Below are 25,902 nucleotides of genomic sequence, written 5' to 3'. Positions count from 1 at the left end.
CTAGACCATGACCACGACCACCGCGCGGAGCACGCCCGCCCGCGAGCAGACCGAGACCGCTTCGGATATCGACTCCGCCGTCGCGGCCGAGAATCCCGAGATCCTGCGTGGTCTCTACCGCGACATGCTGTTCATCCGGCGCTTCGAGGAACGCACCGCGCAGAGCTACCAGCAGGCCAAGATCGGCGGCTACTGCCATCTCAACCTCGGCGAAGAAGCCACCGTGGTCGGCCTCGGCGCCGCGATGCGCCCCACCGACTACCTGTTCACCAACTACCGCGAACACGGCTACGCACTGGCCAAGGGCATCGAACCCGGTCGAGTGATGGCCGAACTGTACGGGCGCTCCACCGGCACCTCGAAGGGCTGGGGCGGCTCGATGCACATGTACGACACCGCGACCCGGCTGCTGGGCGGCTACGCCATCGTGGGCGGACAGGTTCCGCTGGCCATCGGTGCGGCGCTGGCCATCGACTACCGCGACGGCGACGACGTCGTGGTATGTCAGATGGGGGAGGGCACCACCAACATCGGCGCCTTCCACGAGTCGCTCAATATCGCGGCGCTGTGGCGGCTGCCGGTGGTGTTCCTGGTGATCAACAACCAGACCGGCATGGGCACCACAGTCGAGAAGTCCTCGGCCGAACCGGATCTGTGGAAGCGCGCCGCCGCGTACCGCATGCGGGGCGAGCGGGTCGACGGCACCGATGTGCTGGCCGTGCGCGACCTGGCGAGCGAGCTCATCGAAGACGCCCGCCGCGATGGCAAACCCGCGCTGCTCGAAGCGGTGAGCTACCGGCTCAAGGGCCACTCGGTGGTCGACCCGGCCAAGTACCGCAGCACCGATACCGTCGCCGCGGCACGCGAGCACGATCCGATCGAGCTGTGGCAGCGCCGATTGCTCGCCGCCGGGGTGCTGACCGAACAGGCGCTGGCCGATGTCGACCGCGAGGTGGCCGACGGAGTTGCCGCCGCCGTCGAATTCGCCGATTCGAGCCCGCATCCGGAGCCGTCGAGCCTGTTCGACTACACCTACGCCACTCCCGTGCCGGGCGATTCCCGCCGTCTGCCCGCCGATCCGCTCTTCACCCACTGAGGACATTCACTGTGCCTGTCATGACCTATCGCGAAGCGCTGCGCGAAACCCTGCGCGAAGAAATGCGCCGCGATGACGATGTTTTTCTGATCGGTGAGGAGATCGGCGTCTTCGAAGGCTCCTACAAGATCACCGCCGGTCTGCTCGAGGAGTTCGGCGAGAAGCGGGTGCGCGACACCCCCATCGCCGAGGAAGGGTTCGTCGGTGCGGCGATCGGCGCCGCGATGCTCGGTTTGCGCCCGGTCGTGGAGATCATGACGATCAACTTCTCGCTGCTGGCGCTGGATCAGATCGTCAACCATGCCGCGAAGATCTACGGCATGTTCGGCGGGCAGACCAATGTGCCCATGGTGATCCGGACGCCCGGTGGCGGCGGCCAGCAACTCGGGGCGACGCATTCGCAGAATATCGAGTTGTACTACGCCTTCGTGCCCGGCCTGAAGGTCGTGGCGCCCAGCACTCCCGCTGATGCGCGGGCGTTGCTCAAGGCGGCGATCTCCGATGACGATCCGGTGTTGTTCCTGGAGAACCTGTCGCTGTACAACACCAAAGGCGAAGTCCCCGAGGATCTTCCGCCTGTCCAGATCGGCAAAGCGGCGGTCACCCGGGAGGGCACCGACATCACGCTGATCGGCTATTCGCGGATGGCCACCGTCGCGACCGAGGTCGCGCAACGCCTTGCGGGCGAGGGTATTTCGGTGGAGGTGATCGACCTGCGCAGCCTGCGTCCGCTGGACCGCGACACCATCGTGGCATCGGTGCGCAAGACCGGTTGCGCGGTGATCGGCGAGGACGACTGGCTCACCTACGGCATCGGCGCGGAGATCGCGGCGTCCATCTCCGACGGTGCGTTCGATTACCTCGACGCGCCGGTCCGTCGCGTCGCCATGGCCGAGGTTCCGCTGCCCTACGCCAAGCCGCTGGAGAAACTCGCCTTGCCGTCCGCGGAATCGCTTTACACCGCGGTGACGGAAACTCTGGCGGCCGTCGGCCGGCGGCGCTGAGAACCAGGAACAGGACGGACGCAATCATGCCCGAAATCGTCATGCCCCGGCTCTCCGACACCATGGAGGACGGCGTCGTCTCCGCCTGGCTCAAGCAGGTCGGCGACCAGATCACCCGCGGCGAGATCGTCGCCGAAATCGAGACCGACAAAGCCCTGATGGAACTCGAGGCCTACGACGACGGGGTTCTCGAGAAGATCCTCGCCGAGCCGGGTGTTCGTGTCCCGATCGGCGAACCGATCGCGATCGTGGGCGATGGCACCACATCGACTGCGGCACCCGCGGATCCGAAAAGTGTTGCGGTGACGCCCTCGACTGCCCCGACCGCTGCGCCACAGCCCGGTGCGCACGCGGGCCTGCGCCGGACCGGGGTGGTCAAGTCCTCGCCGTTGGCCCGCAAGATCGCACGTGAGATGCGGGTCGATATCGACGCTGTCGTCGGCACCGGTCCGGGTGGGCGGATCACCGCACGTGACGTGGAGGCGGCCCACAGCGCCGTCACCGCGGCACCCGCTGAGATCGCGACGCCGTCACGTGACGCGAGTGTGGCTGCTGTGCAACCTGTTCCGGCCTCAGGGGAGTTCGAGGAGGTTGCGCTGACGAACATTCAGCGCGTCTCCGCGGTCCGGCTCACCGAGAGCAAGCAGCAGGCGCCGCACTTCTATCTGACCAGCGCGATCGACGTGACCGAGTTGTTCGCCTTCCGGGCGCAGATCAACGCGACGTTGGACGCGGCGGGCGAGAGCAAGGTCAGCGTGAACGACCTGCTCGTCAAGGCGGTCGCCGTCGCGCTGCGAAAGGACGGCTCGGTCAATGTCAGCTTCGCGGGCGACAAACTGTTGCGTCACAAGGGAATCCACCTCGGTGTAGCGGTAGCGACCCCGGCCGGGCTGCTCGTGCCGGTGATTCGGGACGCGGACCGCAAGAGCGTGTCCGAGATCGCGACCGAGAGTCGGGACAAGGCGATTCGCGCCCGTGATCGCAAGCTGCGCGCGGAGGAGATGTCGGGCGGTACCTTCACCATCTCCAACCTCGGCATGTTCGGCATCGAGCAATTCACCGCGGTCATCAACTCGCCCGAGTCCGCGATTCTCGCGGTCGGGGCGGCGGCCGACGAGCTACGCCTCGACGGCGAGAAGGTGGTTGCCCGCAAGATCCTGCGCGTGACCCTGTCCGCGGACCACCGCGCCATCGACGGCGCGGTGGCAGCCCAATTCCTGGCGAACCTGAAGACCCTTCTCGAGAGCCCGCTCAGAATTGTGGCGTGAGCGGCTGGGTACCGATGGTCAGTGGCGTTCCGGTGGCGCGGCACACCTGCTCGACGCTCACACCGGGCGCGGTCTCGCGCAGGATCACCTGGCCGTCGGCGATATCGAGGACAGCGAGGTCGGTGATCACCCGCTGCACAACAGCTTGGCCGGTCAGCGGCAGGGTGCACGCATCGACGATCTTGGGTGCGCCGTCGCGGGTGGTGTGCTCCATGAGCACGATCACCCGGCGGGCGCCGTGGACGAGGTCCATCGCGCCGCCCATGCCTTTGACCATCGCGCCGGGCACCATCCAGTTCGCCAGATCACCGTGACGCGAGACCTGCATCCCGCCCAGGACCGCGGTGTCGATGTGTCCGCCCCTGATCATGCCGAACGAGAGCGCCGAGTCGAAGAACGAGGCACCGGGTTCGACCGTCACGGTCTCTTTGCCCGCGTTGATCAGATCAGGGTCGACGTCGCCGTCGTTGGGGTAGGGGCCGGTGCCGAGGATGCCGTTCTCGCTGTGCAGCACCACCGCTACGCCGTCGGGCAGGTGGTTCGGGATCAGGGTGGGCAGGCCGATGCCGAGGTTGACGTACTCCCCGGGCGAGAGTTCCCGCGCCGCGCGGGCGGCCATTTCTGTGCGTGTCCAGCTCATCGGGTGGTCTCCTGTCGAACGGTCCGCTTCTCGATGCGTTTGTCCTGGGCGCCGGTGTGCACGATGCGCTGGACGAACACCCCCGGCAGATGAATGTGTGCCGGGTCGAGTTCACCGGCGGGGACGAGCCGCTCGACCTGGGCGATGGTGATCCGACCGGCCATCGCGACCAGGGGGTTGAAGTTCAGGGCCGACTTCTCGAAGACCAGGTTTCCCTCGGTGTCGCCGACGGCGGCGTGCACGAGGGCGAAATCGGCGACGATGCATTCTTCGAGGACGTAGCGGCGGTGTCCGAACTGCCGGACTTCCTTCGGTGGTGAGGCCAGTGCCACCGACCCGTCCGGTGCGTAGCGCCATGGGAGGCCGCCGTCGCTGATCGGGGTCCCGACCCCGGCCGGGGTGTAGAAGGCGGGTATGCCCGCACCGCCGGCCCGCAGTCGCTCGGCGAGGGTGCCTTGCGGGATCAGTTCCACTTCGAGTTCGCCGCCGAGGTACTGGCGCGCGAACTCTTTGTTCTCACCTACATAGGAGGCGGTCACCCGTCCGATCCGTCCGGCCGACAACAAGATTCCCAGGCCGTAGTCGTCGACGCCGCAGTTGTTGGAGAACACCGCGAGGTCGGTGGCCCCGCTCTCGGTGATCGCCGCGATCAGCGCGTCCGGGACACCGCACAACCCGAACCCGCCGACTGCCAACGTCGCCCCCGAGCCGATATCGGCGACGGCGGCGACTGCCGTATCCACCACTTTCGAGTTCATTCCTGAGGTGCCTTTCGTCTGACCGTTCATTCCTTGGACGCATGTTTGTGTCGTGCTCACAGAACACTCCAGCGGCTCGAACTGGCAAGATAGAAATCCATGGGAGCCGAAATTGCTCGGCGAGTGGACAGGTTGGGGTCATGTCGTCCATTGAGTGGACGTAGGATGCGGGCGTGAGTGGAGAGCCGAATCCATCTGTGCTCGGGCGCGCGGCGTCGCTGCTGCGTGCGGTTGCCGCCGGTGGCGATGTGGGAGCGTCGACCAGTGATCTGGCACGTCGGGCCGATCTCGCGCGGCCTACCGCGCATCGGTTGCTCTCGTCGCTGGCCGAGGAGGGCTTTCTCGACCGCGACGCGGGCTCGGGTCTGTGGTTTCTCGGACCGGAACTGTTCCTCATGGGTTCGCTCGCCGCCGAGCGCTACGACATCACCGATGTGGCGCGTCCCGTGCTGCGTGAGCTCGCCCGTGAGACCGGGGAGAGTGTGTTCCTGTCCGCCCGGCGCGGCGACGAGACGGTGTGCCTGGCGGGCGAGGAAGGCAGCTTTCCGCTGCGCTCGCACGTGCTGCACGTCGGCATCCGCTTTCCGCTCGGTGTCGCCTCGGCAGGCCTGGCGATCCTCGCCCACCTACCCGACCGCGATATCGAGGACTATCTCGGCCGCACCGATCTGAGTGCGCAGTGGGGTGCGAGTCATACCCGTGACGAGCTCGTGCCGCGTATGGACGCGACCCGACAAACAGGCTGGTGCGTGAATCCGGGTCTGCTGGTCGAGGGAAGCTGGGGAATGGCAGCGGCGGTGTTCGACCGCCGCGACGAGCCGCGGTGGGCCTTGAGCCTGAACGGGGTCGAGAGCCGTTTCCGCGCCGAGCGTCACGAGGTGCTGGGTACGCTGTTGCTCCGCCACGCTCACGAACTCTCTCTGACGCTGAAACGTCGTGGCTCCGGACCCTTCACTCGATGAACGCATGTCATGCCATTCTGCGACCGGATAAGTGGGCCCGGACCCGGGTGTTCGTTGTGATGCCGCTGCGCTTCGTTCGGCTCGCCGTTGTGATCGAAAACAGGCGCGGGCCTATTCCTGTTACCCCACAGTGGGACAGGGTTCGATATCGATGACCGTGAATGAAGGAATGTTCGTATGCGACTTCGGCGAAACAGCGTCTCGGCATTGGTGACAGCAGTGGCGATGGCCGCGATCGGGGTGTCTGCCGCGACACCGGTCGCGAGTGGTGAGGTGCCCGGCCGCACGGAAACGGTGTACTCGACTTCGTCGCCGGTGACGTCGGTCGTCGCATCGAAAGTCACTCTCGCGGTGCCGTTGCCGCCGGGCAGCCTGCCGCATCCGCAGGCGTGCGACACCCTGTCGTATCTGCGGTGGCGAGCGGTCGACGGACCGCGGGCCTCAGCCGACGCCGAGCGTGTCCTGGTCGCGCAACCCGGCGTCTTCGAGGGTGCGGGCGCCTTCGACAGCGTGGCGCGCAATACCGTCGCGCGGGCCGCCGACTCGGGACGATATATCGAATTCTGGGCACTGGATCGGCGGTCGAACTGCTTGGAGGACCACACCGGGGTCGCCGCGGCCTTACAAACCGGATCGTTCGATACCGCGGCGGACTACTATTTCGGCGGCGCCGAGGCCGACGGTCGCCGGTTCAGCGGGTACGCCGAAGGCGCGGAAACAGCGTGGTTGCGCGAGCAGGGACTCGCGCAAACCCTGCGCGACGAATACGACGTGCTGCGGATCGAATTCCCCGACCAAGCGGTGCGCCAGCGAAAGGTACTGTGCGGCGGGCATTCGCTGGGCGGCTTCGTCACCGGCTATTTCGCGGAGTGGGACTTCGACGGGAATCCGGCAACCACCGAGGACGCCGGATACAACCAGTGCTCCGGCTATTTCGCGCTCGACACCACCATTCAAGCCGGACTGAGCCTGCGTGGCCTTCAGGTCCCCGAGCTTCCCGCACCGATCGCCGGAGTGGTGGAAGCCGTTTCGCTGCAACTCGATACCGCGCTGCCGGTCTTACGCCTGCCCGCGGTGATCAACCCCGAAACCACCAACCTCCTCGCCCTGGCGGGCCTCGCGGCCCGACTGAGTCCCGATGGCGTCAACGACCTCGTCCGACGACTACCAGACAATCCCAACATCGCCGCGACCCTGCGAACCCTGCTCTCCCAGGACGCCGCCATGTTCGCCACCGGACAACCGGATGTGCGTGACCTGAACGCCACCAACGAAGCCGTGCTCGGGGCGATCCTCGACGACAATTCCCAACCACTCGGATTCCTCCAAGCGAGTGTGGGTTTCCCCACCGGCGGCCCGATCGGCCGCAAATCCTTTCCGCTCCCGGACTCGATCGCGCTGAGTCCACTGGCGATGGGCATGTTCGGCGACGCACCGAAGGTCTCGCCGACCGTCTACCACCCCGACACCCTCTACCGCTGGGCGGATTACGACGACACAGCGGAACTGACCGCCCCCTACACATCCCCGACCAGCGAAGTGACCGCCATCGGTGAACTGGCCCGCAGTCTCTGCGAACCGCCCCTCGACTTCACCGAATGGTATTTCCCGACCCGTCTCAGCCTCGACCTCCAACAGACGACTGCACCGTCGTTCGCCGGTCATCGCATCCACCTCGACGGCGTGGACCGCAACCCCATCCTGACTTTCCGCAGCAGCGGCGGTATCCCGGTCGCCGACTCGGGAAGCCCCCGCGACGAAGTGATCCACCTCCCGGGCTACAACCACATCGACGTCCTCACCGCCGCGGCTCATCAGAACGACGGCCGCCCCGAAGTGGTCTCCACTCGTCTCGCCGAATTCGCCACCGGGGCTTCCTGATACAGGTATGAACGAGGACGCTGCTGATCTGGGTCGCTGGCGCGTTCAACCGTGCCAGCGCCGGTAGACCTCGACCGCGCCCGGATGTAGCGGGACGGTTCCGGTGCCGATCAGGGATCGACCGTCGAGGAACTGGGTGCCCGCGGCCTCGTCGGGGACGAGGGTGTCCGCGTGCCGGACCAGCAGTTCGACGATGGCGGCCGCTGTGTCGTCGGGCAGAGTCGCGGCGGCGAGGAGCAGGTTGGCCACGCCGATGGTGTGGATCGCCGGGCCCGCGGGATAGGCGTCGGCGGGGACGGCGACCCGGTCGTAGACGGGTCCGTATTGTTCTCGCATCGGTGCGGCGAGGGCGCCCAGGTCGATCAGTCGCATCGGGTCTGGCACGGTGAGTGCGGCGGTCGGCACGCCACCGGCCCACAGCAACGCATCGATGGTGCCGTCCGTCAGCGCCTGCGCGGCCTCGCGCAGGGGACGGTGCTCGACCACGACATCGACGGCGGGATCGAGACCGGCTGTCGCCAGCAGCCGCCGACCGGTGACCGCGGCTCCCGAGCCCGCGGCGCCGAGATTGACGCGGCGTCCACGCAAGTCGGCGACCTCGTCGACCGGGCTCTCGGTGCGGACCGCCAGCTGTAGGTAGTTCTCGTACACACGGCCGAGCGCCACGACTCGACCCCCGAAGTCGCTCGCCGAATCCGCCAGCGCCAATGCGGTTTCGACATCACCGTCGGCGACCATCCGCAGATTCTGTTGCGAGCCCGCGGTTTCCACCGTTTCGATGCGCAGGGTGTCGGTTTCGCGCGCGGCCGCCGCGGACAGGAGTCGACCGAAGGCGTAGTAGAAGCCGCCGTCCTCGCCCGAGGCCAGCCGCACTGTCGCCGAGCCGTTCGTGCCACATCCGAATACGCCCGCCGACACGAGCGCGGCGAAGGTCAGCATCCGGCGACGCGACATCGGCGCACCGCCCCTCATCGTGACACCGTGGGCACCCGGACCGCCACCGCGAGGCCGTGCGGCGGTATTGCCTCGACCGCCAATGTCGCACCCCATGCCTTGGCCAATGCCTGCGCGATCGACAGTCCCAGCCCTGTGCCGCCGGAGGCCGCAGTCGACCCGCGGAAGAACCGGGCGGTGAGTTTGTCGAGTTCATCCGGTGGGACGCCTGTCCCGTCATCGGCGACGCGGATCGTCACCCATCTCGGCTCGACCGTCACACCGACCACCGTGCATGCGCCGGATCCCGCATACCGGCACGAATTGCTCAGCGCCACATCGAGAATCTGGGCGAGCGCCGCCGAGCTGATCGCGGCCTGGGCGCGAGGGCCGGAAACCGCACCTTCGCCGGGCGGGGGAGTACGAATACGCGTCGCCGAGCCGTCCTCGCCGGACCGCGGTGTGTGGTCGGCGGGTGCTGTGGTCAGCTGTACTCCTGCCTCGTCGAATGCCGATGCCCAGGCATCGATCCGGTCGGCCGCGACCTGTGTCGGGTCACAGTGTTCCTCGGCGGATGCCGCGGCACCGAAGGATGCGGGTGCTTGTGCCACGGCCAGCTCGAGCAGATCGTCGAGGAGAGCGGTCAGCCGCTCCACTTCCGCGCTCGCACCGCGGAAGGTCGCCGATGCGCTCTCGGAGACGGCCGATTCCAGCGAATCGAGTCGAATCATCAAGGCGGCGAGGGGATTGCGCATGGCGTGCGCGGTATCGGCGACTAGTTGGTGTTGCGCGTCGGTGGAATCGGCTACAGCGGTGGCCATGGCGTCGACGGATTCGGCGAGGGCTCGGATTTCGGGCGGCCCGCCGTATTTTCGGGTGATCGCCGCCGGGGTGCGACCCCGTGGCTTCGGCAGTGTCGCGGTGAGTTCGGCGACCGCGCCCGACATCGCGGCCAGTGGGCGCAGCACCCATCGGCTGAGGACCAGCGCCAACAGCACGAAGACGACCATCGCACCGAGCGCGCCCAGCACGATCACCGCCCACGTCCTAGCGATCGCCGAGCGTGCCGCCGTGGTCGACGCCTCGATCACGACCGCGCCGTTCACCTGCACGCCGGTGCCCACAGGACGCGCGATGAGCATGATCGGTGCGCTCCACGGCGTCAGCCGATCCACCTGCTGCGGGCGCTGGTTGCGGCGAGCCGCGGCCACCGCGGCCCTGATCCGCGGATCGCTCACCTCGACCCCGGCATTGACGATCGGCGCCCCGCGAGCATCGACGACCAGGACGTTCTCCCCGTACAGCTCGTGATAGCGGCCGACCTCGTCGGCCAGTGCCCGCACGCCGCTCGCCGACCCGGCCGCGTCGGCGAGGGTCGCGAAGCGGTCGGCGTCACCGGAACGGCCGAGCACGAACTGCTGCGTACGGCTGGTGGCGGCGGTCAGCGACAACGGAACCGCGAAGGCCAGCACCGCGAGTGCCGCGAAAATGGTGAGCGCTGTCAGCAGTCTGCGGCGCATGCCCGTGCTCCGACCCTCACGCGCCCCACCGATATCCGTAGCCGCGGATGGTGGTGATGAGTCCGGGCCGGTTCAGTTTGGCGCGCAGCCCGGTCATGTGGACATCGAGCGATCGGGAGACCGCCACGAACGCGTCGCCCCAGATGCGGTCCATGAGCTGTTGCCTGCTCACGGCGGCGCCGGGCCGTTCCACCAGCACCTCGACGAGCTCGAATTCCTTCTGGGTGAGCGAGATCGGGCTGCCTGCCACCTCGACGGACCGGGCGCGCAGATCCACCCGGACATCACCGGTGACGACTTCGGTCCTCGCCTGCTCGGCGGCGGCCGCCGAGCGTCGTAGCACGGTCTCCAGCCGTGCCATCAGCTCGGCGATTCGTGGTGGCTTCACCACATAGTCGTCGGCTCCGCCACGCAGGCCTCGCACGATGGAGCGTTCGTCACTGCGGGCGGTCAGGATCAGCACCGGGATGGTGCTGATCTCGCGCAGCTGTCGCAGGATCTGCAGCCCGTCGGCATCGGGCAGGCCGAGGTCGAGCAGCACGGCGTCGAAGTCGCGGTGGGCGATGAGCAAGTCGGCCCCACGGCGGAAGCGCTCGGCTCGGTAGCCGCGCGCGGTGAGCGCCTCTACCAGGGCGTCGCCCACTCCGTCGTCGTCCTCGACCACCGCCAGCCGCACGCGCCGATCCTCCCATAGCCCGAGGACCGGCGCGTGCTCCGGAGGGTCAGCCACGCACGGTGGCCATCGTCGGCTCCGGCTCGACCGCATCGACGACGGCTTCGGCATCGATGGTCGACTCGGCCGACGTCTCCCGCATGAAGTAGTAGGTGACCAGCGAGACGGCGATACATCCGGCGACGTAGAAGAAGTACAGGGACTCGAGGTCGGCCTTCTTCAGAGCGAGGGCGATCATCTCGGCGGTACCACCGAACACGGCGACGGTCAGCGCGTACGGCAGGCCCACACCGAGCGCACGGATCTTGGTGGGAAACAGCTCGGCTTTCACGATCGAGTTGATCGAGGTGTAGCCGGTGACGATCACCAGCGCGACCATCATCAGGCCGAAGGCCGCGAGCGCGTTGGAGGTATGCGCGAGGGCAGTCATGATCGGCACCGTCAGCAGCGTGCCCGCGACACCGAAGAAGATAAGCAGTTTGCGGCGCCCGATCCGGTCCGACAGACCTCCCGCGATCGGCTGGAGCACTACGAACACCAGCAGCGCGACGAAGTTGATCCAGGCCACGGTGTCCTTGGAGATGCCCGCGGTATTGATCATGAACTTCTGCATGTAGGTCGTGTAGGTGTAGAAGGCCACGGTTCCGCCCATGGTCAGGCCCACCACCAGCAGACATTCCCTGGGGTATTGCAGCAGCACCCGCAGCGAACCGCGGGAGCTGCTCGCGGTCGCCTCGCCGGTCGTGCTCGTGTTCTCCATGGCCTTGAACGAGTCCGATTCGTCCATGCCGCGCCGCAGCAGCATCACCACGATCGCGCCACCGGAGCCGATCAGGAACGGAATGCGCCAACCCCAGCTGTACATCTGCTCGGACGAGAGCACCTGCTGCAGCACGATCTGCACCCCGAGCGCGACGAGCTGGCCCGCGACCAGCGTCACGTACTGGAAGCTCGAGTAGAAACCACGTCGACCCGGCGACGCGACCTCGGACAGATACGTCGCGCTGGTGGCGTATTCGCCACCCACGGACAGTCCCTGTAGCAGCCGGGCCATGAGCAGCAACACCGGCGCCGCGATGCCGATGGTCTGGAATCCGGGTGTCACCGCGATCATCAGCGAACCCGCGGCCATCACCGTCACCGAGAGCGTGAGGGCGGCGCGGCGGCCGAACCGGTCGGCGTAGCGCCCGAGCGCCCAACCGCCGATCGGGCGCATGATGAACCCGACCGCGAACACCGCCGCGGTCGACAGCAGTTGCGCCGTGGGGTCGCCGTCAGGGAAGAACGCCTTCGCGAAGTACACGCTGAACGCGGCATAGACGTACCAGTCGTACCATTCGACGAGATTGCCGATCGAGCCGCGCAGCACGTTCGCCACTACTCGCCGTTCACCACCGGCCTGTGTCGTTGTCACCTTGGACCTCCTCTATCGGCGCGGCATTGCGCCGTCGGAGACCACTGTGTCGGCTGTCACAAGTCGAAGGAAGCCACACGGGCGGTTCCTAACCTTCCCTTAGGACGATCGCCGCGCCGGAGACTCGGGCTGGTGCGGACCACACACGGCGGCGGTGCGTTAACGTCGGCGCTGACCTGGCAAGCCGTATCAGGGAGGAATCGTGGACATTACCGAGCTGATCCTTGACGACCACCGCGAGCAGCGCCGACTGTTCGCGATCTTGGAACAGATCAACCGCAGGGACACCGGCGCTCTGTCGGCGATCTGGGACAGGCTCGCGGCCTTTCTGGAGCTCCATGCGCAGGCAGAGGAGGAGATCTTCTACCCCGCGTTGCTGCAAACGGGGATCGCGGCGAAACGCACGAGCGCGGTGGAGGACGAGACTCTCGACGCCATCCATGACCACAACGACATCAGGGACGCGGTGGCCGACGTAGCGCGTCATGGAGTCGGTACCGACGACTGGTACGCCGCCGTGGCGGCAGCCAACCTCGCCAACAGCGACCACATGGCCGAGGAGGAACGCGAGGGCCTCACCGACTTCCGGCGACTGGCCGGACTGTCGCAGCGCCATCAGCTCGCCGTCACCTTCGCCACCTACGAAGCCCGCAACTATGCCGGCGTGCGGGCCGTCGACAAGGATCCCGACAGCTACGTCCGCGCGGCAGAGAAAGGACAGATGCCGGCGAGCGGATCGCTCACGGTGGGCAGCCTGAAACAGAACTGACCGACGGAGAGGGAGGCCGATCCGAACCAGCCATTCCGTGATGCAAAGAGAGAGTTAGCGATACATTGCATCAATGGTGGATGCACATGACCCTCGTCGGTTCGTCGTCATCGGGGGAGGCCTGGCGGGCCTGGCCGCCGCGGTGTGGCTGGCGGAGGCAGGCAAACAAGTGACCCTGCTGGAGCGGCGCGCCCGATTGGGTGGACGCACGCAGGCTATGCACGTCGCCGAGGTGAACGATCTCCCCGACAACGGCCAGCACGTGGTGGCCAGCGGATATCGCAGCCTGTGGCGGTACCTGGACAGCGTCGGCACCCGCCAGTACGTGGAGTTTCCCGGCGCGGGGAGTCTGCGCTGGCCGGGTGGGCGCGCGGTGATGTTGTACACCAAGGGGTTCAGGGCCTGGCGCACGCTGATGGGCGCCCACCCCGACGCGAGCCCGCTCGAGAAGCTGCGCGCGTTGCGGTCGGCGCTGCGGTTGGTTCGTCAGGCGCTGTGGCAGCCGAAGGACCTCGCCGACATCACCACCGAGCAGTGGTTCCAGCGCGTCGGCATGCCCGCGAAAGCCCGTGAGGCCCTGTGGGATTGGCTCGCACTCGGCATCGCGGCGGAGCCGGTGCACATCGAGTCGGCGAAGGTGTTCGCCGACGTGCTGGCCACCGGGGTTCGGATCGGGATGCAGGACCGGGCGGGGGTCACGATCGGCTATCCCACCGTGGACCTGGACACCCTCTACATCGACGGGGCGAAGCAGGTCTTCGAGCGCTATGGGGTCGACGTGCGCTACCGGGCGGTGGCCCGCAAGGTCGTCATCGCCGACGGTAAGGCGACCGGTGTGCAGCTGGCGGACGGCTCGGTGATCGAGGCCGACGCGGTGATCTGTGCCGTCCCGAACTCCAATATCGGCGGCCTCCTCGACGACCTGCCCGAACATGCCGAAATCTACGCCGCCGCAGACAAACTGGGCGTCACCCCGATCGTGAGCACGAACCTGTATCTGGACCGGCCGCTGAAGACGAAGTCGGCCATGGAGGCGCTCATCGGCGGCACCGGCGTAATCGATCAGGTCTTCGACCGTCAGCGCATGCACAACCTCACCCCCGACGGAACCTGGCTGTACTGCCTGACCACCAGTGGCGCCTACGAGCAGATCCACAAGAGCAACGACGAGATCGTCACCGAGCAGATGGATCTCATCCGCCGCTACTACCCGGAAGCCGCCGACGCGAAAGTCGTGACCGGCCATGTGGTGAAGATGCCGAAGGCGACTTTCTCGCAGGTTCTCGGCACCGACGACCTGCGCCCCGGGCAGCGCACCTCGGTCCCGAATCTGATGCTCGCCGGCGACTGGACTCGCACCGACTGGTCGGCCACGATGGAAAGCGCCGTCCAGAGCGCCGAACGTGCCGTCGAAGCGCTTCTGGGGCAGTCGAAGTAGACCCTGTGGGTATCGGGGGAGGGGTGTGCGGCGGTAGGTGACCGCCCCCGTGACGGTTTTCTACGGCGTCTGGCGCCGCGGGTGCCCGTACTCTGTTGAGTGCGTGCATGTTTGGTGACCGTAGACCGTAGGATGGAGCCTGATGGACCACACGGACCCTTTCCCCCGCCCTATTCCAGTCACGGTGCCGAAGCTGCTAGTGGGCTTAGGGTCAGCGTTGGTTGTCGCTGCCGCGATCGCATCCTTCACCTTCACCTCCACCCTCGCGCGGGTGGCGGGCGTCGCCGAGCACCTGACCTGGCTGTGGCCGGTGGTGGTCGGTCTCACCGTCGCGCTGGTCGCCTGCACCTTCATCACGCTGGTAGGCATCCGCGACGAGAAGGCCACCTCCCTGGTTCGGGTCTACGAGTTGCTGCTCGTCGCCGCCGTGCTGTCCAGTATCTGCGGAAACCTCCTCGCCATCTCCCGTGATCCGATCGAGATGGGAACCCTCGGGACCGCGATCGTGGTTTCCATTCCGCCGATCTGTCTGATGATCTGCGTGGGTAACTACCTGCTGCTCACGGCAGTCGTTCCCGTCCGGATCGTGGCCGCGATCCGTGAGGACGACTGGCGACTGCGGGTCCTGGGCATACCGAGCACGTCGATGCCGCCGAAGGACCCGAACCCCTCCCACGATGACGGCCCCTCCTGGTGGGACCAGCATCGCAGCGAGGCACGGACTCCGTCGGCGACACCTACGGCACCGAGAACCCGGCAATAGCGGAACTGTCTGTCAGCTCGCAGAGGTGACTGGGTGGCGGGTCCAGCCCGCGTCGAGGGCGGCGGTGTAGAGCGCGTCGAGGCCGAACGCGTCGATCGGGCCCAATGCGCCGGAATGGAGCAAACCGCCACCCAGCGCCGTATCGGCGGCCCAGCCCAGGATCGCCGCGGTGAACTCATAGGGGTCGCCACCCTCCAGGGTGACGCTCGCCAGAGTTTTCCCGGCATCGTCGCGCGCTTCGGCGACCACCCAGGTGCGGTTGCGGCCGCGAGTCTCGGCGCCGGGACCGCCGGTGGAGCCCTTGACGATTCGGGCCAGGGCTTCGTCGAGTCCTCGCTTGAGCGGCGGCACCTTCGCGACGACCGCGGTCAGTCGCGAGCTCGCGCGCAACCCCTGTGCGGCAAGTGGAGGCAGGCCGAGGAAGACGTCGACCTCACGCAGGTTCGGGTAGGAGCGAGTCAGCGCGAAATGCTCCGAGCCCGGGATCGAGGTACCGGTCAGGCTCTTTCCCGCCACGTCGAAGGAGCGCAGACGTGCGCCGGTGCGCTGCGCGACGACCTGACCGGCGCGCAGGGCGAAGCCGGGTTCGAACAGCATTCCCGCCATGGACGCGCGGGTACCGCCACTGGTACTCGGCTTCTCCATGAAGTAGCCGACGTCGACACGAACAGCGGTCGGCGCCTCACGCAAGGCCAGCCCGGCGGCCAGGTTGCCCGGCACGTAGTCGAACCCGAACGCGCTCAGCAGACCTGACCCGGCCGCGCGGGCTTGCTCGTCGTGCTCGAACACGGTGCGGATGAAGGGACCTTCGCCGGTGGAGTCGAAGTAGTGCGCGCCGGCGGCGATCGCCGCGTCCAGCGCGGGACGGCCGTGGCGCAGGAACGGGCCGACCGTCGTCACCAGAACATCGCCGCGACCGAGCAGAGCCCGCACGGAAGCAGGATCGGTGACGTCGGCGACCGCGGTCCGCGCCCCGCCGAGGTCGGCGGCGAGCTTGTCGAGTGCGGCCCCGTTGCGTCCCGCCAGCACGGGCGAAGCGCCGCGTGCGATGAGGGCTTCGGCTGTCAGGCGTCCGGTGTACCCGGTTGCCCCGAACAAAACAATCTTCGGCATCGCCGTCGTCTCCTCGTAGTTGGCCACTTGCCAACATTATCGACCTCACCGTGTCGATGGGAGTTTCCAGCCGACCCAAATGTCCCGAGGGCCCCGCCCGGTTCAGCCGACCAGGGCCGGAAGGACCAGATCTCGGTAGCGCTGCTTCATCGTCTCGATCACGTCATGGCCGTCGGCGGCCCAGACCGCGGCATTGAAGATTTCGACCTCGACGTCGCCGCGGTACCCGGCGCTGCGAACCCACCGACCGATAGTCGCGAAGTCGATGACGCCCTCGCCCATCATGCCCCGCGACAACAGCGGATCGGCGGTCATCGGGTTCAACCAGTCACACACCTGATACGAGCTGATCCGCCCGGACGCGCCGGCGTGGGCGATCTGTTGTTCCAGGGTCGGATCCCACCAGAGATGGAAGGTGTCGACCACGACACCCACGGTCTGCGCCGAATACGGCTGCGCCATCGACAATGCCTGTGCCAGTGTGGAAATCACCGCACGGTCCGCGCAGAACATCGGGTGCAGCGGCTCCAGGGCGATGCGGACGCCGCGTTCGGCGGCATACGGAACCAGCACGGCGAGCCGCTCTTCGACCCGTGCCCGTGCGGCGGCGAGGTCGCGGTCGGGAATGCCGCCCATCACCATGACCAGTTCGCGCGTGGCCAGCGTCGCGGCGTCGTCGATGGCGCGGCGGTTGTCGTCGAGTGCCGCCTGGCCGTCGCCCGGTTCGGTCAGGAAGCCGCCGCGGCACAGACTGGACACACGCAACCCCGCGTCGGCGACGATCTTCGCCGCCGTGGCGACACCGATCTCGTCGACGCGGTCGCGCCACAGTCCGACCGCGCCGAGTCCGGCGCGGGCTGCCCCGTCCACCGCCTCGGTGAGGGTCCACCTCTTGGTCGTCGCCGTGTTCAACGACAGCGACCGATACGGATCGGCCAGGTCGTAGGGCATGTGCTGTGCCGCAACCGATGTCATGAGCCCAGTCCGTTCAGTTCGAGGTAGATCCGCATGCGGTGCGCGGCCAGTTCCGGGTCCGACAGCAGCCCGGTCTTGTCCGCGAGCCGGAACAATTCGGCCAGATGCGGCACGGATCGACCGGTGGACAGTCCCGCCACCATCGAGAACCCCGCTTGCTTACCGTTGAGCCATGACAGGAACGCGATGCCCGTCTTGTAGTAGTACGTCGGTGCGGCGAAGATGTGGCGCCCGAGTTCCTGTGTGGCGCCGAGGATCTGCGACGCCCGTGCCGCATTGCCGTTGTCGAGTTCCTGCAACGCGGTGGACGCGGCCGGGTAGATCGCCGCGAAGATGCCGAGCAGGGCATCCGAATGTCCTTGCGCGTCACCGATGATCAGCTCGGGATAGTTGAAATCGTCGCCGGTGTACAGCCGTACCCCGTCGGGCAGCGCGCGTCGCAGTGCGACCTCGTGGGCCGCGTCCAGCAGGGAGACCTTGACCCCGTCGATCTTCGACCTGTTGTTCTCGATGAGCGTGCGGAAGGTCTCGGTGGCGGTGTCGATATCAGCGCTGCCCCAATAGCCGTGCAGCGCGGGATCGAACATGGTGCCGAGCCAGTGCAGGATCACCGGACGATCGACACCGGCCAGCAGTTTCTCGTAGACGGAGAGGTAGTCGGCCCTCGACCGCGCGACCTGCACGAGTGCCCGCGAGGCCATCAGGATCACCTGCGCGCCTGCCTCGGTCACCACGTCGATCTGCTCGCGGTAGGCATCGACGATCCTGGCCAGCCCCGCTGATCCTGACGGGAGTCCGGCGAGGTCGAGTTGATCGGTTCCCGCGCCGCAGGCGAGTCTGCCGCCCACCGATGCCGCCTCGCCGCCCGATCGGCGGATCAATTCCGCGGTCGCCCGCCAGTCCAGGCCCATCCCGCGCTGTGCGGTGTCCATGGCATCGGCGACACCGAGTCCGTAGGACCACAATTCGTGCCGGTAGGCCAGCGTCGCTTCCCAGTCGACGGCAGCGGGCGCACCCGGCGTGTTGTTGCCCGCCGCACGCGGAATCACATGCGCGGCAGCGAAAGCCACGCGGGAGACGATCGCTTGCTTCGGCCGCGTCCACACACCCGGCGCACCGAGAACGTACGGTTCGAGCCTGCCGTCGATGGGCAGCACCACCGACACGCCCGTGGATGTCGCGGTCACAGGGTGACCTCCGGGATCTCGATCCGACGGCCTTCGGCGGAGCTGCGCAGTCCCAGTTCGGCCAGCTGAACCCCACGCGCGGCCGACAGCAGCCCGTAGCGGTGCGGCCGTTCGTTCACCACGTCGGCGAGGAACTCCTCCCACTGCAGCTTGAAACCGTTGTCCAGCTCCGCGTTCGCAGGGACCTCCAGCCACTGATCGCGGAACGGCTCGGTGACCGGGAGATCGGGATTCCAGACCGGCTTGGGCGTATGCGAGCGGTGCTGGGCAACGCATTTACGCAGGCCGGCGACGGCGGAGCCGTGTGTTCCGTCGATCTGGAACTCGACGAGCTCATCGCGGTACACGCGCACCGCCCACGACGAATTGATCTGGGCGACAACGCCGTTCTCCATCTCGAAGATCCCGTAGGCGGCGTCGTCGGCGGTGGCCGGATAGGGCTCGTGCTGTTCGTCCCATCGGGTGGGGATGTGGGTCGTCGCCTTCGCGGTGACCGCCTCGACCTTGCCGAGTAGGCCCTCGAGCACGTAGTTCCAGTGGCAGAACATGTCCACGACGATGCCGCCGCCGTCTTCGGCCCGATAGTTCCAGCTGGGTCGCTGGGCGGGTTGGCCGTCGCCCTCGAAGACCCAGTAACCGAATTCGCCGCGCAGCGAGAGGATTCGACCGAAGAAGCCTTCGTCGACGAGCCTGCGCAATTTCACCAGGCCGGGCAGGTAGAGCTTGTCGTGCACGACCCCCGCGGTGATGCCCGCGTTCGCGGCGACCCTGGCGAGTTCGACGGCCTCGGCCAGCGTCTCGGCGGTCGGCTTCTCGGTGAAGACGTGCTTGCCCGCCTTCATCGCCGCGGTGAGTGCCTCGGCGCGACGCGAGGTGACCTGCGCGTCGAAGTAGATATCGATCGACGGGTCGGCGATGACCGCGGCGGCGTCGGTGCTCCATTCGGCGATGCCGTGCTCTTCGGCGAGTTCGGCCAGCTTGGCGGCGTTGCGGCCGACCAGGATCGGCTCGACCTGGACGCGGGTACCGTCCGCGAGCAGCAGGCCACCGCCGTCGCGGATCGGCAGGATCGACCGCATCAGGTGCTGGCGGTAGCCCATGCGACCGGTGACGCCGTTCATAGCGATGCGGAGCGTGCGCGGGGGAGTGGTGGAATCGGGCATTGGTATGTGCCTCTTCTGATTTGCGTGGCTGACGACCGCAGAATGGGTCGTGGACGGTGCGGATGGACCCGCACACATCGAGTGGACAAGTCAGCGTCGGAATGCGCTTTCCAAGCTATGCTAGTCACGAAGTTCGGTCAACCCCCGCGCACCGAGAGAACGAGGCACCAAGCCATGGCGGCTGTGAGATTGCAAGACGTCGCGACCCGGGCGGGCGTCTCCCAGGCGACGGCGTCCCGCGTGCTCAACGGATCGTCGCGGGTGCCCGGCGAAGGCGTCGCCGACCGGGTTCGCGCGGCCGCCGCCGAATTGGGTTATGTGGCAAACGCCCAGGCCCAGGCGCTCGCGCGGTCGTCGACCGGGCTCATCGGACTGGTCGTGCACGATATCGCCGATCCCTACTTCTCCTCGATCGTGCAGGGTGTGCAGACGGCGGCGCGCCGGGCGGGCAAACTCGTCCTGCTGGCCAGCACGCAACGCGATTTCGATATCGAACGCGAATCCGTGAGCACCTTCATCTCGCACCGCGCCGATGCGATCATCCTGGCCGGTTCACGCCAGAGCGGCGATCTCGACCGCGATCTCGAGAAGGAATGCGCGCGGTATCTGGACAACTGCGGCAAGGTGGTCGTGATCGGTCAGCCGCTGTCCTTCGGTGCGGCCGTGGAGCCCGAAAACCGGGTGGCATCAGCGGAATTGGCGCATGCGCTGCTCGCGCAGGGGCACCGGGACTTCGCCCTCATCGGCGGGCCCGGCCACATCAGAACCGCTGTCGACCGGCGCAACGGCTTCGTCGAAGCGCTCGCGACGCAGGGCGTGACGCCGCTGGTGGAGATCGCGGGCGACTTCTCCCGTGACGGTGGTTTCAGCGCCGCTCGTCGCCTTTCCGCGGCGTTGGAGCTGCGTCCCGGCCAGGTCGACACCGCCGCGCCGTGCGTCTTCGCTGTGAGCGACGTGATGGCGATCGGGGCGATCGCGGCATGGCGTGAGCTCGGCCTCGCGGTCCCCGATGACGTCTGCGTTGCCGGGTTCGACGATATCCCGACGCTGCGTGACCACGTGCCCGGCCTGTCGACCGTTGCGCTGTCGCTGGTCGACATCGGCGAGCGCGCCGTCGCGCTCGCGCTCGACGACTCGGCAACGGCCTCGCAGGCACACGAATTCGCGCCCGGTCGCGTGATCCTGCGCGACAGCACCGTTTTTCGGCCCGCCTGACCTGCGACAATTCGAAACCCTTGACACTGTGCGGCCGGTCACACTAGCCTCGGTCCCAGCTTCGGAAAGCGCATTCCCGGCGGGTGCAGTTCGAACCCCGCTCCACTACTAGCTTTAGGACTCCAGATGGCGGTAATCACGTCCGTCGAGGCCAGTTCCTCCGCGCCGAAAGCGACGCAACCCGTCCGCACTCGGCGCCGAAAGCTCCCATCCCTCGCCACTCTGTGGTCGACCGTGTGGCGGCCGCTCGCGCTGGTGGTAGCGCTCATCGCCGCATGGTGGGCCGTCACGAAATTCGAGCTCGTCGAGCCCTACATCCTGCCGTCGCCGGCGGATACCTGGCGCACCACCGTCGACAACTCGACCTACCTGCTCGAGAACACCTGGGTCACCACCTACGAGACCGTGGTCGGTTTCGTCATCGCCGCGCTGATCGGCGAAGCCGTCGCCTTGGTGATGATCTACTCGCGCGGCATCGAGCGAACGATGTATCCGCTCATCCTCTTCGCGCAGGTGATCCCGAAAATCGCGATCGCACCGCTGTTCATCGTCTGGCTCGGCTTCGGCACCAGCCCCAAGATCCTGGTGGCCGTGCTGATGGCGTTCTTCCCGATCGTCATCTCCGGCATGGCCGGGCTTCGCTCGGTGGATCCGGAAATCCTCGAACTCACCTCCACCATGGGCGCGAGCAATTGGAAGACCTTCGTGAAGGTGCGCTTTCCCGCATCGCTGCCGCAACTGATGTCCGGGCTCAAGATCGCCGCCACCCTCGCGGTCACCGGCGCCGTTGTCGGCGAATTCGTCGGCGCCAACGAGGGACTCGGCTACGTGATCCTGCAAGCCAACGGAAATATCGACACGGCGATGCTGTTCGCCGCCCTGATCATCATGTCCATGCTGGGCATCATCCTGTTCGCGATCATCGAAATCGCCGAGCAGTTCCTCATCCCATGGCACGCCTCCCGTCGATCCACGGCCTCGGTCGTCGGTGGCGCATGAGCAACTGGAGAACTCGCATGAAATTCCGAACTCGCACACTCACGATGATCGGCGCCGCCGCGGTGGCCTCGATGGTGGTATTGACCGGCTGCGGAGGCGGCGGCAACGAGGCCAAGGATCCCGGGACCGACGGGAAGACCACCGCGGTGTCGCTGATGCTCAACTGGTACCCCTACGGCGAGCACGCCCCGTTCTATTACGGGGTGCAAGAAGGCATCTTCGCCAAGCACGGCATCGACCTGAAGATCTCGGCCGGGCAGGGCTCGACCAAGACCGCGCAGGCCACCGGTTCCAAGCAGACCGATTTCGGCTGGGCCGATACCCCGGCCGTCCTCAGCAATATCGACAAGGGCGTCAAGATCAAGAGCGTCGGCGTCTTCCTGCAGACCACGCCGTCGGCGGTGCAGGTGTTCGCCGATTCGAATATTCGGACACCGGCCGATCTGGCGGGCAAGACCATCGCCGTCTCCGCGGGCGATGCGCCGACCACCACCTTCCCGGTCTATCTGGACAAGGCGGGCGTCCCGGCTGATCAGGTGACCCAGCAGAGCCTCGACTCGGCGGGCAAGATGTCGGCGATGCTCTCGGGTCGCGTCGACGGGCTGATCGGCTTCGCGCACGACCAGGGCCCCACCATCGCGAACAAGAGCGGCAAAGAGGTTCGCTACCTTCGGTATTCGGACCAGGGGCTGAACTTCTTCAGCAACGGCCTGATCGCCAACCAGGCCACCATCGAGTCCTCGCCCAAGCTGGTACAGGCCATGGTGGACGCGACGAGTGAGGCTTTCGCGGCCGCGGTCGCGAAGCCTGAGGCCGCCGTCGCCGCGATGGAAGGCAAGGATCCGCAACTGCCGCCGCAGCAGGTACTGCTGCAGCAGTGGCAGCAGACCATCCCGCTGCTGAGCACTTCGGAAACCGCCGGAAAGGCGCCGGGAACCAATGTCGAAGCGAATTGGCGCGCCACTGTCGATGTTCTCAGCCAGGCGAAGCTCCTCGACAAAGCCGAGGACCCGGCCAAGTACTGGGACTCGAAATTCACGCCGACCAGCAAGCCGTGACCGGAACAGGTGACGATATGAGCACATCCACCGATACCATCGCCCCCACCGATACCGCAGTCGCGGTCGATGACCTGACCGTGCGGTTCGCGTCCAAACGCGGCGAGGTCACCGCCCTGCACAATGTGGATCTCCAGGTCCGCCCCGGCGAATTCGTGTCGATCGTCGGCCCGTCGGGCTGCGGCAAATCGACGCTGCTGAAAGTCGTTGCCGGTCTCACCGAAGCGAGCGGGGGCAGCGTCGAACTCCGCGGCGCCCCCGTGCGCGGGCCGCAGCGCAATATCGGCTACGTCTTCCAGCGAGCCGCACTGCTGGAATGGCGGACCGTCCGCAAGAACATCCTGCTCCAAGCCGAGATGCGGGGCATGAACAAGCGAGCCGCCGAGGCCGAATGCGCGCGTCTGATCGAGATGACCGGACTCAGCGGGTTCGAGAACGCCCTACCGCACGAACTCTCCGGCGGTATGCAGCAACGGGTTTCGCTGTGCCGGGCTCTGCTGCACGAACCGGAAGTGCTGCTGATGGACGAGCCGTTCGGCGCACTCGACGCGCTCACCAGGGAACGGATGAACGTCGAGCTGCATCGGATCTGGCGGGAAACGGGCACCACGGTTCTGTTGGTCACCCATTCGGTGGCCGAGGCCGTGTACCTCGCCAACCGCGTGGTGGTGATGAGTCCGCGCCCGGGCCGGATCATCGAATTGCTCGACGTCGACCTGCCCGCGCACCGGGATTACGCCACGACGATGGAGACGCCGGAATTCATCACGGTCGCCAACCGGGTCCGGGATCTGCTCGGCTCGGTGGCACAAGCGGACTGATAGGAAGTCATTCGCGTGAGGGTTCTGGTTGCCCCGGACAAATTCAAAGGAAGCCTGACCGCCGCGGAGGTGGCCGACAGGTTGGCGGAGGGCTTGGCGTCGGCGGGCGTCGACAGTCATCGAATGCCGCTGGCCGACGGCGGTGACGGGAGCGTCGACGCCGCGGTAGCGGCCGGTTTCGCTGCTCATCCGGTGACGGTGGCCGGGGCCGCTGGTACCCCGAGGTACGGGCGGATCGCGGTCGCCGGCGGCACCGCTGTGGTCGAGGTCGCCAGTACCTGCGGCTTCGCAACCCTGCCGAGCGGTCGCCTGCTGCCGTTGGATGCGAGCAGTCTCGGGATGGGACAGGCCATCTCGCAAGCTCTGCGGTTTCGGCCGCGGCGGCTGGTACTGGCCCTCGGTGGCAGTGCCAGTACCGACGGTGGAATGGGACTGCTCGCCGCACTCGGCTTCACCTTCGCCGATGCCAACGGTCGGCAACTGCGCGCGTGCGGTCGGAATGCGGCCCGCGTCCACACCGTCGACTGCTCCCGGGCGGTGAGGCTGACCGGGGTCGACATCGTGATCGCCAGTGATGTCACCAATCCCTTGCTGGGACCGGACGGTGCGGCGGCCGTATACGGGCCGCAGAAGGGGGCGACCGACGCCGAAGTGGCGTTCCTCGACACCGCTCTGACGAATCTCGTCCGAGCGTTCGGCCGGAGTGGCTACCCGGACGCGACGGCTGTCGCGGCCGCCGCCGGGGCGGGCAGCGCGGGCGGGATCGGTTTCGCCGCGCTCTTGCTCGGCGGCAGGATCGTGTCCGGTGCCGAGTTCTTCCTCGAGTTGTTCGAGTTCGATCGGCACCTGCCCGGTTTCGACCTGGTGATCACCGGGGAGGGAAGTATCGACGAGCAGACAGCGAACGGCAAACTGCCTGCGGTTCTGGCCCGGCGCGCCCACCCTGTTCCGGTGGTCGCCGTAGCGGGTCGGAGCACGTTGTCCCCGGATCGATGGGACGCGGCGGGATTCGCCGGCATCTATTCCCTCGGTGACTACACCATCAGGGATACCGCCGGTGACCCCGAACTGACTCGACAGCTGCTGACCCGGATCGGCCGCCAGATCGGCTGCGCCACAGCTGTGTCGGCGGTTCCCGTTGTGCGCCCCAGCAATTCGGGGCGTGCGCGGCGCGAGGATGCACGGCACGGTTGAGCCATGAACAAGCTCGCGGCGTCGTCCGCCCTCGCTCTCTTCCTGCTCGCATCCGCCGTCGGCGCGAGCTCCGCGCATGCCCAGCAGCCGGTGGCAGACAGCGGCTCGTCGAGTCTGGACGTGCTCTGCAGCCCGGTCGGCGGCCTGTTGGTCGCGGCGGGCAGTGCCGAGAATCGGTATGGTCCGTTGCTCGTCATGGTGTGCCTGAACCGATAACCCGGACTCGGTGACGGCGCGGCCGGGCTATCCGCCGAGCTGTCCGACGACGAATGCCGCGGCTTGGTCGCGGGTGTCGTTGAGGAAGTACGCGACATGGCCGTAGCTCGCGGCGTTTCCGAACCCGGCGGCCGGGTCGCCGCCCTGGCATACGCGGTCACCGGCATTGCAGAAGTCGCGCAGGCGGTCGGCGAATTCGGTGAGCGCGCCTCCGCGCAGCGCACCGGTCCCGGACAGGGCGGGATCGAAGTTGCCACGGTTATAGGGCTCTGCGCCGTTGAACAGTGGGCTGCCGAACAGGGCGATGGCGTCGATTCGTTCGGCCGCCTGGTCTGTCAACGCGGTTCGCGCGGCGAGGGAGTTGCCGATAACGCGCGCGCCTTGCGAGTAGCCGAGAAGGACGAGCCGCTGGTCAGGGCACGCGGCGGCGGTCTGGTTCAGCAGCGCGGTCAGATTCCCGACACCGCGCACGGCGCTGTCGGGGGCCATCGAGGCCGGATACTCGAGTTCGGTCACTGTGGCGCGGCGGCCGGATTCCTGGGCGATCCGCCCGCCCAGCGGAGTGAGCAGCAGGCTGCCGAACTGCGGTTCGAGGGTGCCCCGCACGGTGACGACCCGGACCTCCGCGCAGCCGTCGGGCTGGGGGGCCGGCTCGGCTGCCGCAGTCGGGAGGGTAGGCAGCGCTAGTGCTGCGGTGACTGCTGCGGTCGAACACAGCAGAATTCGAAATTGTCCACGCACCCGGCCACTGTATTGCGCCCACAGGCCGCATTCAGTGGTTTCGAACTGTTCGGACAGGACACGGTTTCGCCGACGGCGTCGAGCTTTCCGTATCGGGTGAT

25 protein-coding genes are annotated in these 25,902 nt (G+C 67.1%); 14 read left to right on the top strand and 11 right to left on the bottom strand.

Going from position 1 to position 25,902, the window contains the following annotated elements; translation table 11 throughout:
• Positions 1–7 precede the first annotated feature (7 nt).
• Genes pdhA through NS1_RS04895 form a run of 3 tightly spaced genes read left to right on the top strand, consistent with a single transcriptional unit; the run spans position 8 to position 3,368 of the window.
• The gene (gene pdhA, locus NS1_RS04905; protein ID WP_082844215.1) at positions 8–1,096 is read left to right on the top strand and encodes a pyruvate dehydrogenase (acetyl-transferring) E1 component subunit alpha; all 1,089 of its coding nucleotides are present in this window, start codon (positions 8–10) and stop codon (positions 1,094–1,096) included.
• Between the two features lie 20 nt (positions 1,097–1,116).
• Positions 1,117–2,100 carry an alpha-ketoacid dehydrogenase subunit beta gene (locus tag NS1_RS04900; protein WP_200950501.1) on the top strand — a complete coding sequence of 328 codons (984 nt, stop codon included), beginning with the start codon at positions 1,117–1,119 and terminating at the stop codon, positions 2,098–2,100.
• A gap of 26 nt (positions 2,101–2,126) precedes the next feature.
• Positions 2,127–3,368: a dihydrolipoamide acetyltransferase family protein gene (locus tag NS1_RS04895; protein ID WP_174562623.1), complete on the top strand. Its 1,242-nt coding sequence runs from the start codon at positions 2,127–2,129 to the stop codon at positions 3,366–3,368.
• Here the strand turns inward: NS1_RS04895 and NS1_RS04890 are convergent.
• Both NS1_RS04890 and NS1_RS04885 read right to left on the bottom strand, forming a co-directional pair.
• The gene (locus tag NS1_RS04890; protein WP_062982016.1) at positions 3,352–4,008 is read right to left on the bottom strand and encodes a CoA transferase subunit B; all 657 of its coding nucleotides are present in this window, start codon (positions 4,006–4,008) and stop codon (positions 3,352–3,354) included. The two genes, NS1_RS04895 and NS1_RS04890, sit on opposite strands and share 17 nt — an antisense overlap.
• Positions 4,005–4,766 (bottom strand): CoA transferase subunit A, encoded by a 762-nt coding sequence (locus NS1_RS04885; protein ID WP_062982013.1) that lies wholly within the window; start codon positions 4,764–4,766, stop codon positions 4,005–4,007. The genes NS1_RS04890 and NS1_RS04885 overlap by 4 nt, the downstream gene beginning before the upstream one ends.
• A gap of 173 nt (positions 4,767–4,939) precedes the next feature.
• On the opposite strand from NS1_RS04885, the gene NS1_RS04880 reads away from it, so the two are divergent.
• On the top strand, positions 4,940–5,728 hold the full coding sequence (locus NS1_RS04880; RefSeq protein ID WP_255284421.1) for an IclR family transcriptional regulator: 789 nt from the start codon (positions 4,940–4,942) through the stop codon (positions 5,726–5,728).
• A gap of 177 nt (positions 5,729–5,905) precedes the next feature.
• Positions 5,906–7,609, top strand: a complete 1,704-nt coding sequence (locus NS1_RS04875) for a hypothetical protein (RefSeq protein ID WP_255284420.1) — start codon at positions 5,906–5,908, stop codon at positions 7,607–7,609.
• Positions 7,610–7,654: 45 nt separating this feature from the next.
• Here NS1_RS04875 and NS1_RS04870 read toward each other — a convergent pair whose 3' ends face one another.
• The 4 genes from NS1_RS04870 to NS1_RS04855 are packed head-to-tail and all read right to left on the bottom strand — an operon-like array spanning position 7,655 to position 12,149.
• A complete protein-coding gene (locus NS1_RS04870) occupies positions 7,655–8,581 on the bottom strand; it encodes a TAXI family TRAP transporter solute-binding subunit (protein WP_062982010.1) in 927 nt (308 codons plus the stop codon).
• Positions 8,578–10,062, bottom strand: coding sequence for a sensor histidine kinase (locus NS1_RS04865; protein ID WP_062982008.1), 1,485 nt, complete (start codon positions 10,060–10,062; stop codon positions 8,578–8,580). Before NS1_RS04865 ends, NS1_RS04870 begins: the two co-directional genes overlap by 4 nt.
• Positions 10,063–10,078: 16 nt before the next feature.
• A complete protein-coding gene (locus NS1_RS04860; protein ID WP_056820966.1) occupies positions 10,079–10,738 on the bottom strand; it encodes a response regulator transcription factor in 660 nt (219 codons plus the stop codon).
• Positions 10,739–10,784: 46 nt separating this feature from the next.
• On the bottom strand, positions 10,785–12,149 hold the full coding sequence (locus NS1_RS04855) for an MFS transporter (protein WP_062982006.1): 1,365 nt from the start codon (positions 12,147–12,149) through the stop codon (positions 10,785–10,787).
• Positions 12,150–12,351: 202 nt separating this feature from the next.
• On the opposite strand from NS1_RS04855, the gene NS1_RS04850 reads away from it, so the two are divergent.
• From NS1_RS04850 to NS1_RS04840, 3 genes are all read left to right on the top strand, one after another.
• Entirely contained in the window at positions 12,352–12,918 is a 567-nt protein-coding gene (locus tag NS1_RS04850) for a hemerythrin domain-containing protein (protein WP_062982004.1), read from the top strand.
• A 73-nt stretch (positions 12,919–12,991) separates the two neighbouring features.
• On the top strand, positions 12,992–14,356 hold the full coding sequence (hpnE, locus tag NS1_RS04845; protein WP_062982002.1) for a hydroxysqualene dehydroxylase HpnE: 1,365 nt from the start codon (positions 12,992–12,994) through the stop codon (positions 14,354–14,356).
• 217 nt (positions 14,357–14,573) lie between these two features.
• Complete coding sequence (locus tag NS1_RS04840) at positions 14,574–15,119, top strand: DUF2637 domain-containing protein (RefSeq protein WP_062982000.1); 546 nt, start codon at positions 14,574–14,576, stop codon at positions 15,117–15,119.
• A 12-nt stretch (positions 15,120–15,131) separates the two neighbouring features.
• Here NS1_RS04840 and NS1_RS04835 read toward each other — a convergent pair whose 3' ends face one another.
• The 4 genes from NS1_RS04835 to NS1_RS04820 form a co-directional block, all read right to left on the bottom strand.
• Entirely contained in the window at positions 15,132–16,232 is a 1,101-nt protein-coding gene (locus NS1_RS04835; RefSeq protein ID WP_062982332.1) for a saccharopine dehydrogenase family protein, read from the bottom strand.
• A gap of 102 nt (positions 16,233–16,334) precedes the next feature.
• On the bottom strand, positions 16,335–17,207 hold the full coding sequence (locus NS1_RS04830; RefSeq protein ID WP_084503495.1) for a sugar phosphate isomerase/epimerase family protein: 873 nt from the start codon (positions 17,205–17,207) through the stop codon (positions 16,335–16,337).
• Positions 17,204–18,394 carry a dihydrodipicolinate synthase family protein gene (locus tag NS1_RS04825; RefSeq protein ID WP_062981996.1) on the bottom strand — a complete coding sequence of 397 codons (1,191 nt, stop codon included), beginning with the start codon at positions 18,392–18,394 and terminating at the stop codon, positions 17,204–17,206. Before NS1_RS04825 ends, NS1_RS04830 begins: the two co-directional genes overlap by 4 nt.
• Positions 18,391–19,557 (bottom strand): Gfo/Idh/MocA family protein, encoded by a 1,167-nt coding sequence (locus tag NS1_RS04820; protein ID WP_062981993.1) that lies wholly within the window; start codon positions 19,555–19,557, stop codon positions 18,391–18,393. Before NS1_RS04820 ends, NS1_RS04825 begins: the two co-directional genes overlap by 4 nt.
• A 174-nt stretch (positions 19,558–19,731) precedes the next feature.
• Here NS1_RS04820 and NS1_RS04815 point away from each other — a divergent pair, with 174 nt between their 5' ends.
• The 6 genes from NS1_RS04815 (at position 19,732) to NS1_RS04790 (ending at position 25,060) form a co-directional block, all read left to right on the top strand.
• Positions 19,732–20,772, top strand: coding sequence for a LacI family DNA-binding transcriptional regulator (locus tag NS1_RS04815; RefSeq protein ID WP_062981991.1), 1,041 nt, complete (start codon positions 19,732–19,734; stop codon positions 20,770–20,772).
• A 126-nt stretch (positions 20,773–20,898) separates the two neighbouring features.
• Positions 20,899–21,771, top strand: a complete 873-nt coding sequence (locus tag NS1_RS04810; RefSeq protein WP_062981989.1) for an ABC transporter permease — start codon at positions 20,899–20,901, stop codon at positions 21,769–21,771.
• A gap of 17 nt (positions 21,772–21,788) precedes the next feature.
• Positions 21,789–22,829 (top strand): ABC transporter substrate-binding protein, encoded by a 1,041-nt coding sequence (locus NS1_RS04805; RefSeq protein WP_174562622.1) that lies wholly within the window; start codon positions 21,789–21,791, stop codon positions 22,827–22,829.
• Positions 22,830–22,846: 17 nt separating this feature from the next.
• Complete coding sequence (locus NS1_RS04800; protein ID WP_062982328.1) at positions 22,847–23,650, top strand: ABC transporter ATP-binding protein; 804 nt, start codon at positions 22,847–22,849, stop codon at positions 23,648–23,650.
• Positions 23,651–23,665: 15 nt separating this feature from the next.
• Entirely contained in the window at positions 23,666–24,844 is a 1,179-nt protein-coding gene (locus tag NS1_RS04795; RefSeq protein WP_062981987.1) for a glycerate kinase, read from the top strand.
• A 3-nt stretch (positions 24,845–24,847) separates the two neighbouring features.
• Positions 24,848–25,060 (top strand): hypothetical protein, encoded by a 213-nt coding sequence (locus NS1_RS04790; protein ID WP_056820737.1) that lies wholly within the window; start codon positions 24,848–24,850, stop codon positions 25,058–25,060.
• 27 nt (positions 25,061–25,087) lie between these two features.
• Here the strand turns inward: NS1_RS04790 and NS1_RS04785 are convergent, their stop codons facing one another.
• Positions 25,088–25,801 carry a cutinase family protein gene (locus NS1_RS04785; protein ID WP_062981985.1) on the bottom strand — a complete coding sequence of 238 codons (714 nt, stop codon included), beginning with the start codon at positions 25,799–25,801 and terminating at the stop codon, positions 25,088–25,090.
• Positions 25,802–25,902 lie beyond the last annotated feature (101 nt).

This window comes from Nocardia salmonicida NBRC 13393 (assembly GCF_001613085.1).
GTDB lineage: Bacteria > Actinomycetota > Actinomycetes > Mycobacteriales > Mycobacteriaceae > Nocardia > Nocardia salmonicida.
The sequence above is the reverse complement of the archived record's forward strand: the minus strand, read 5'-3'. Positions and strand labels throughout refer to the sequence as shown.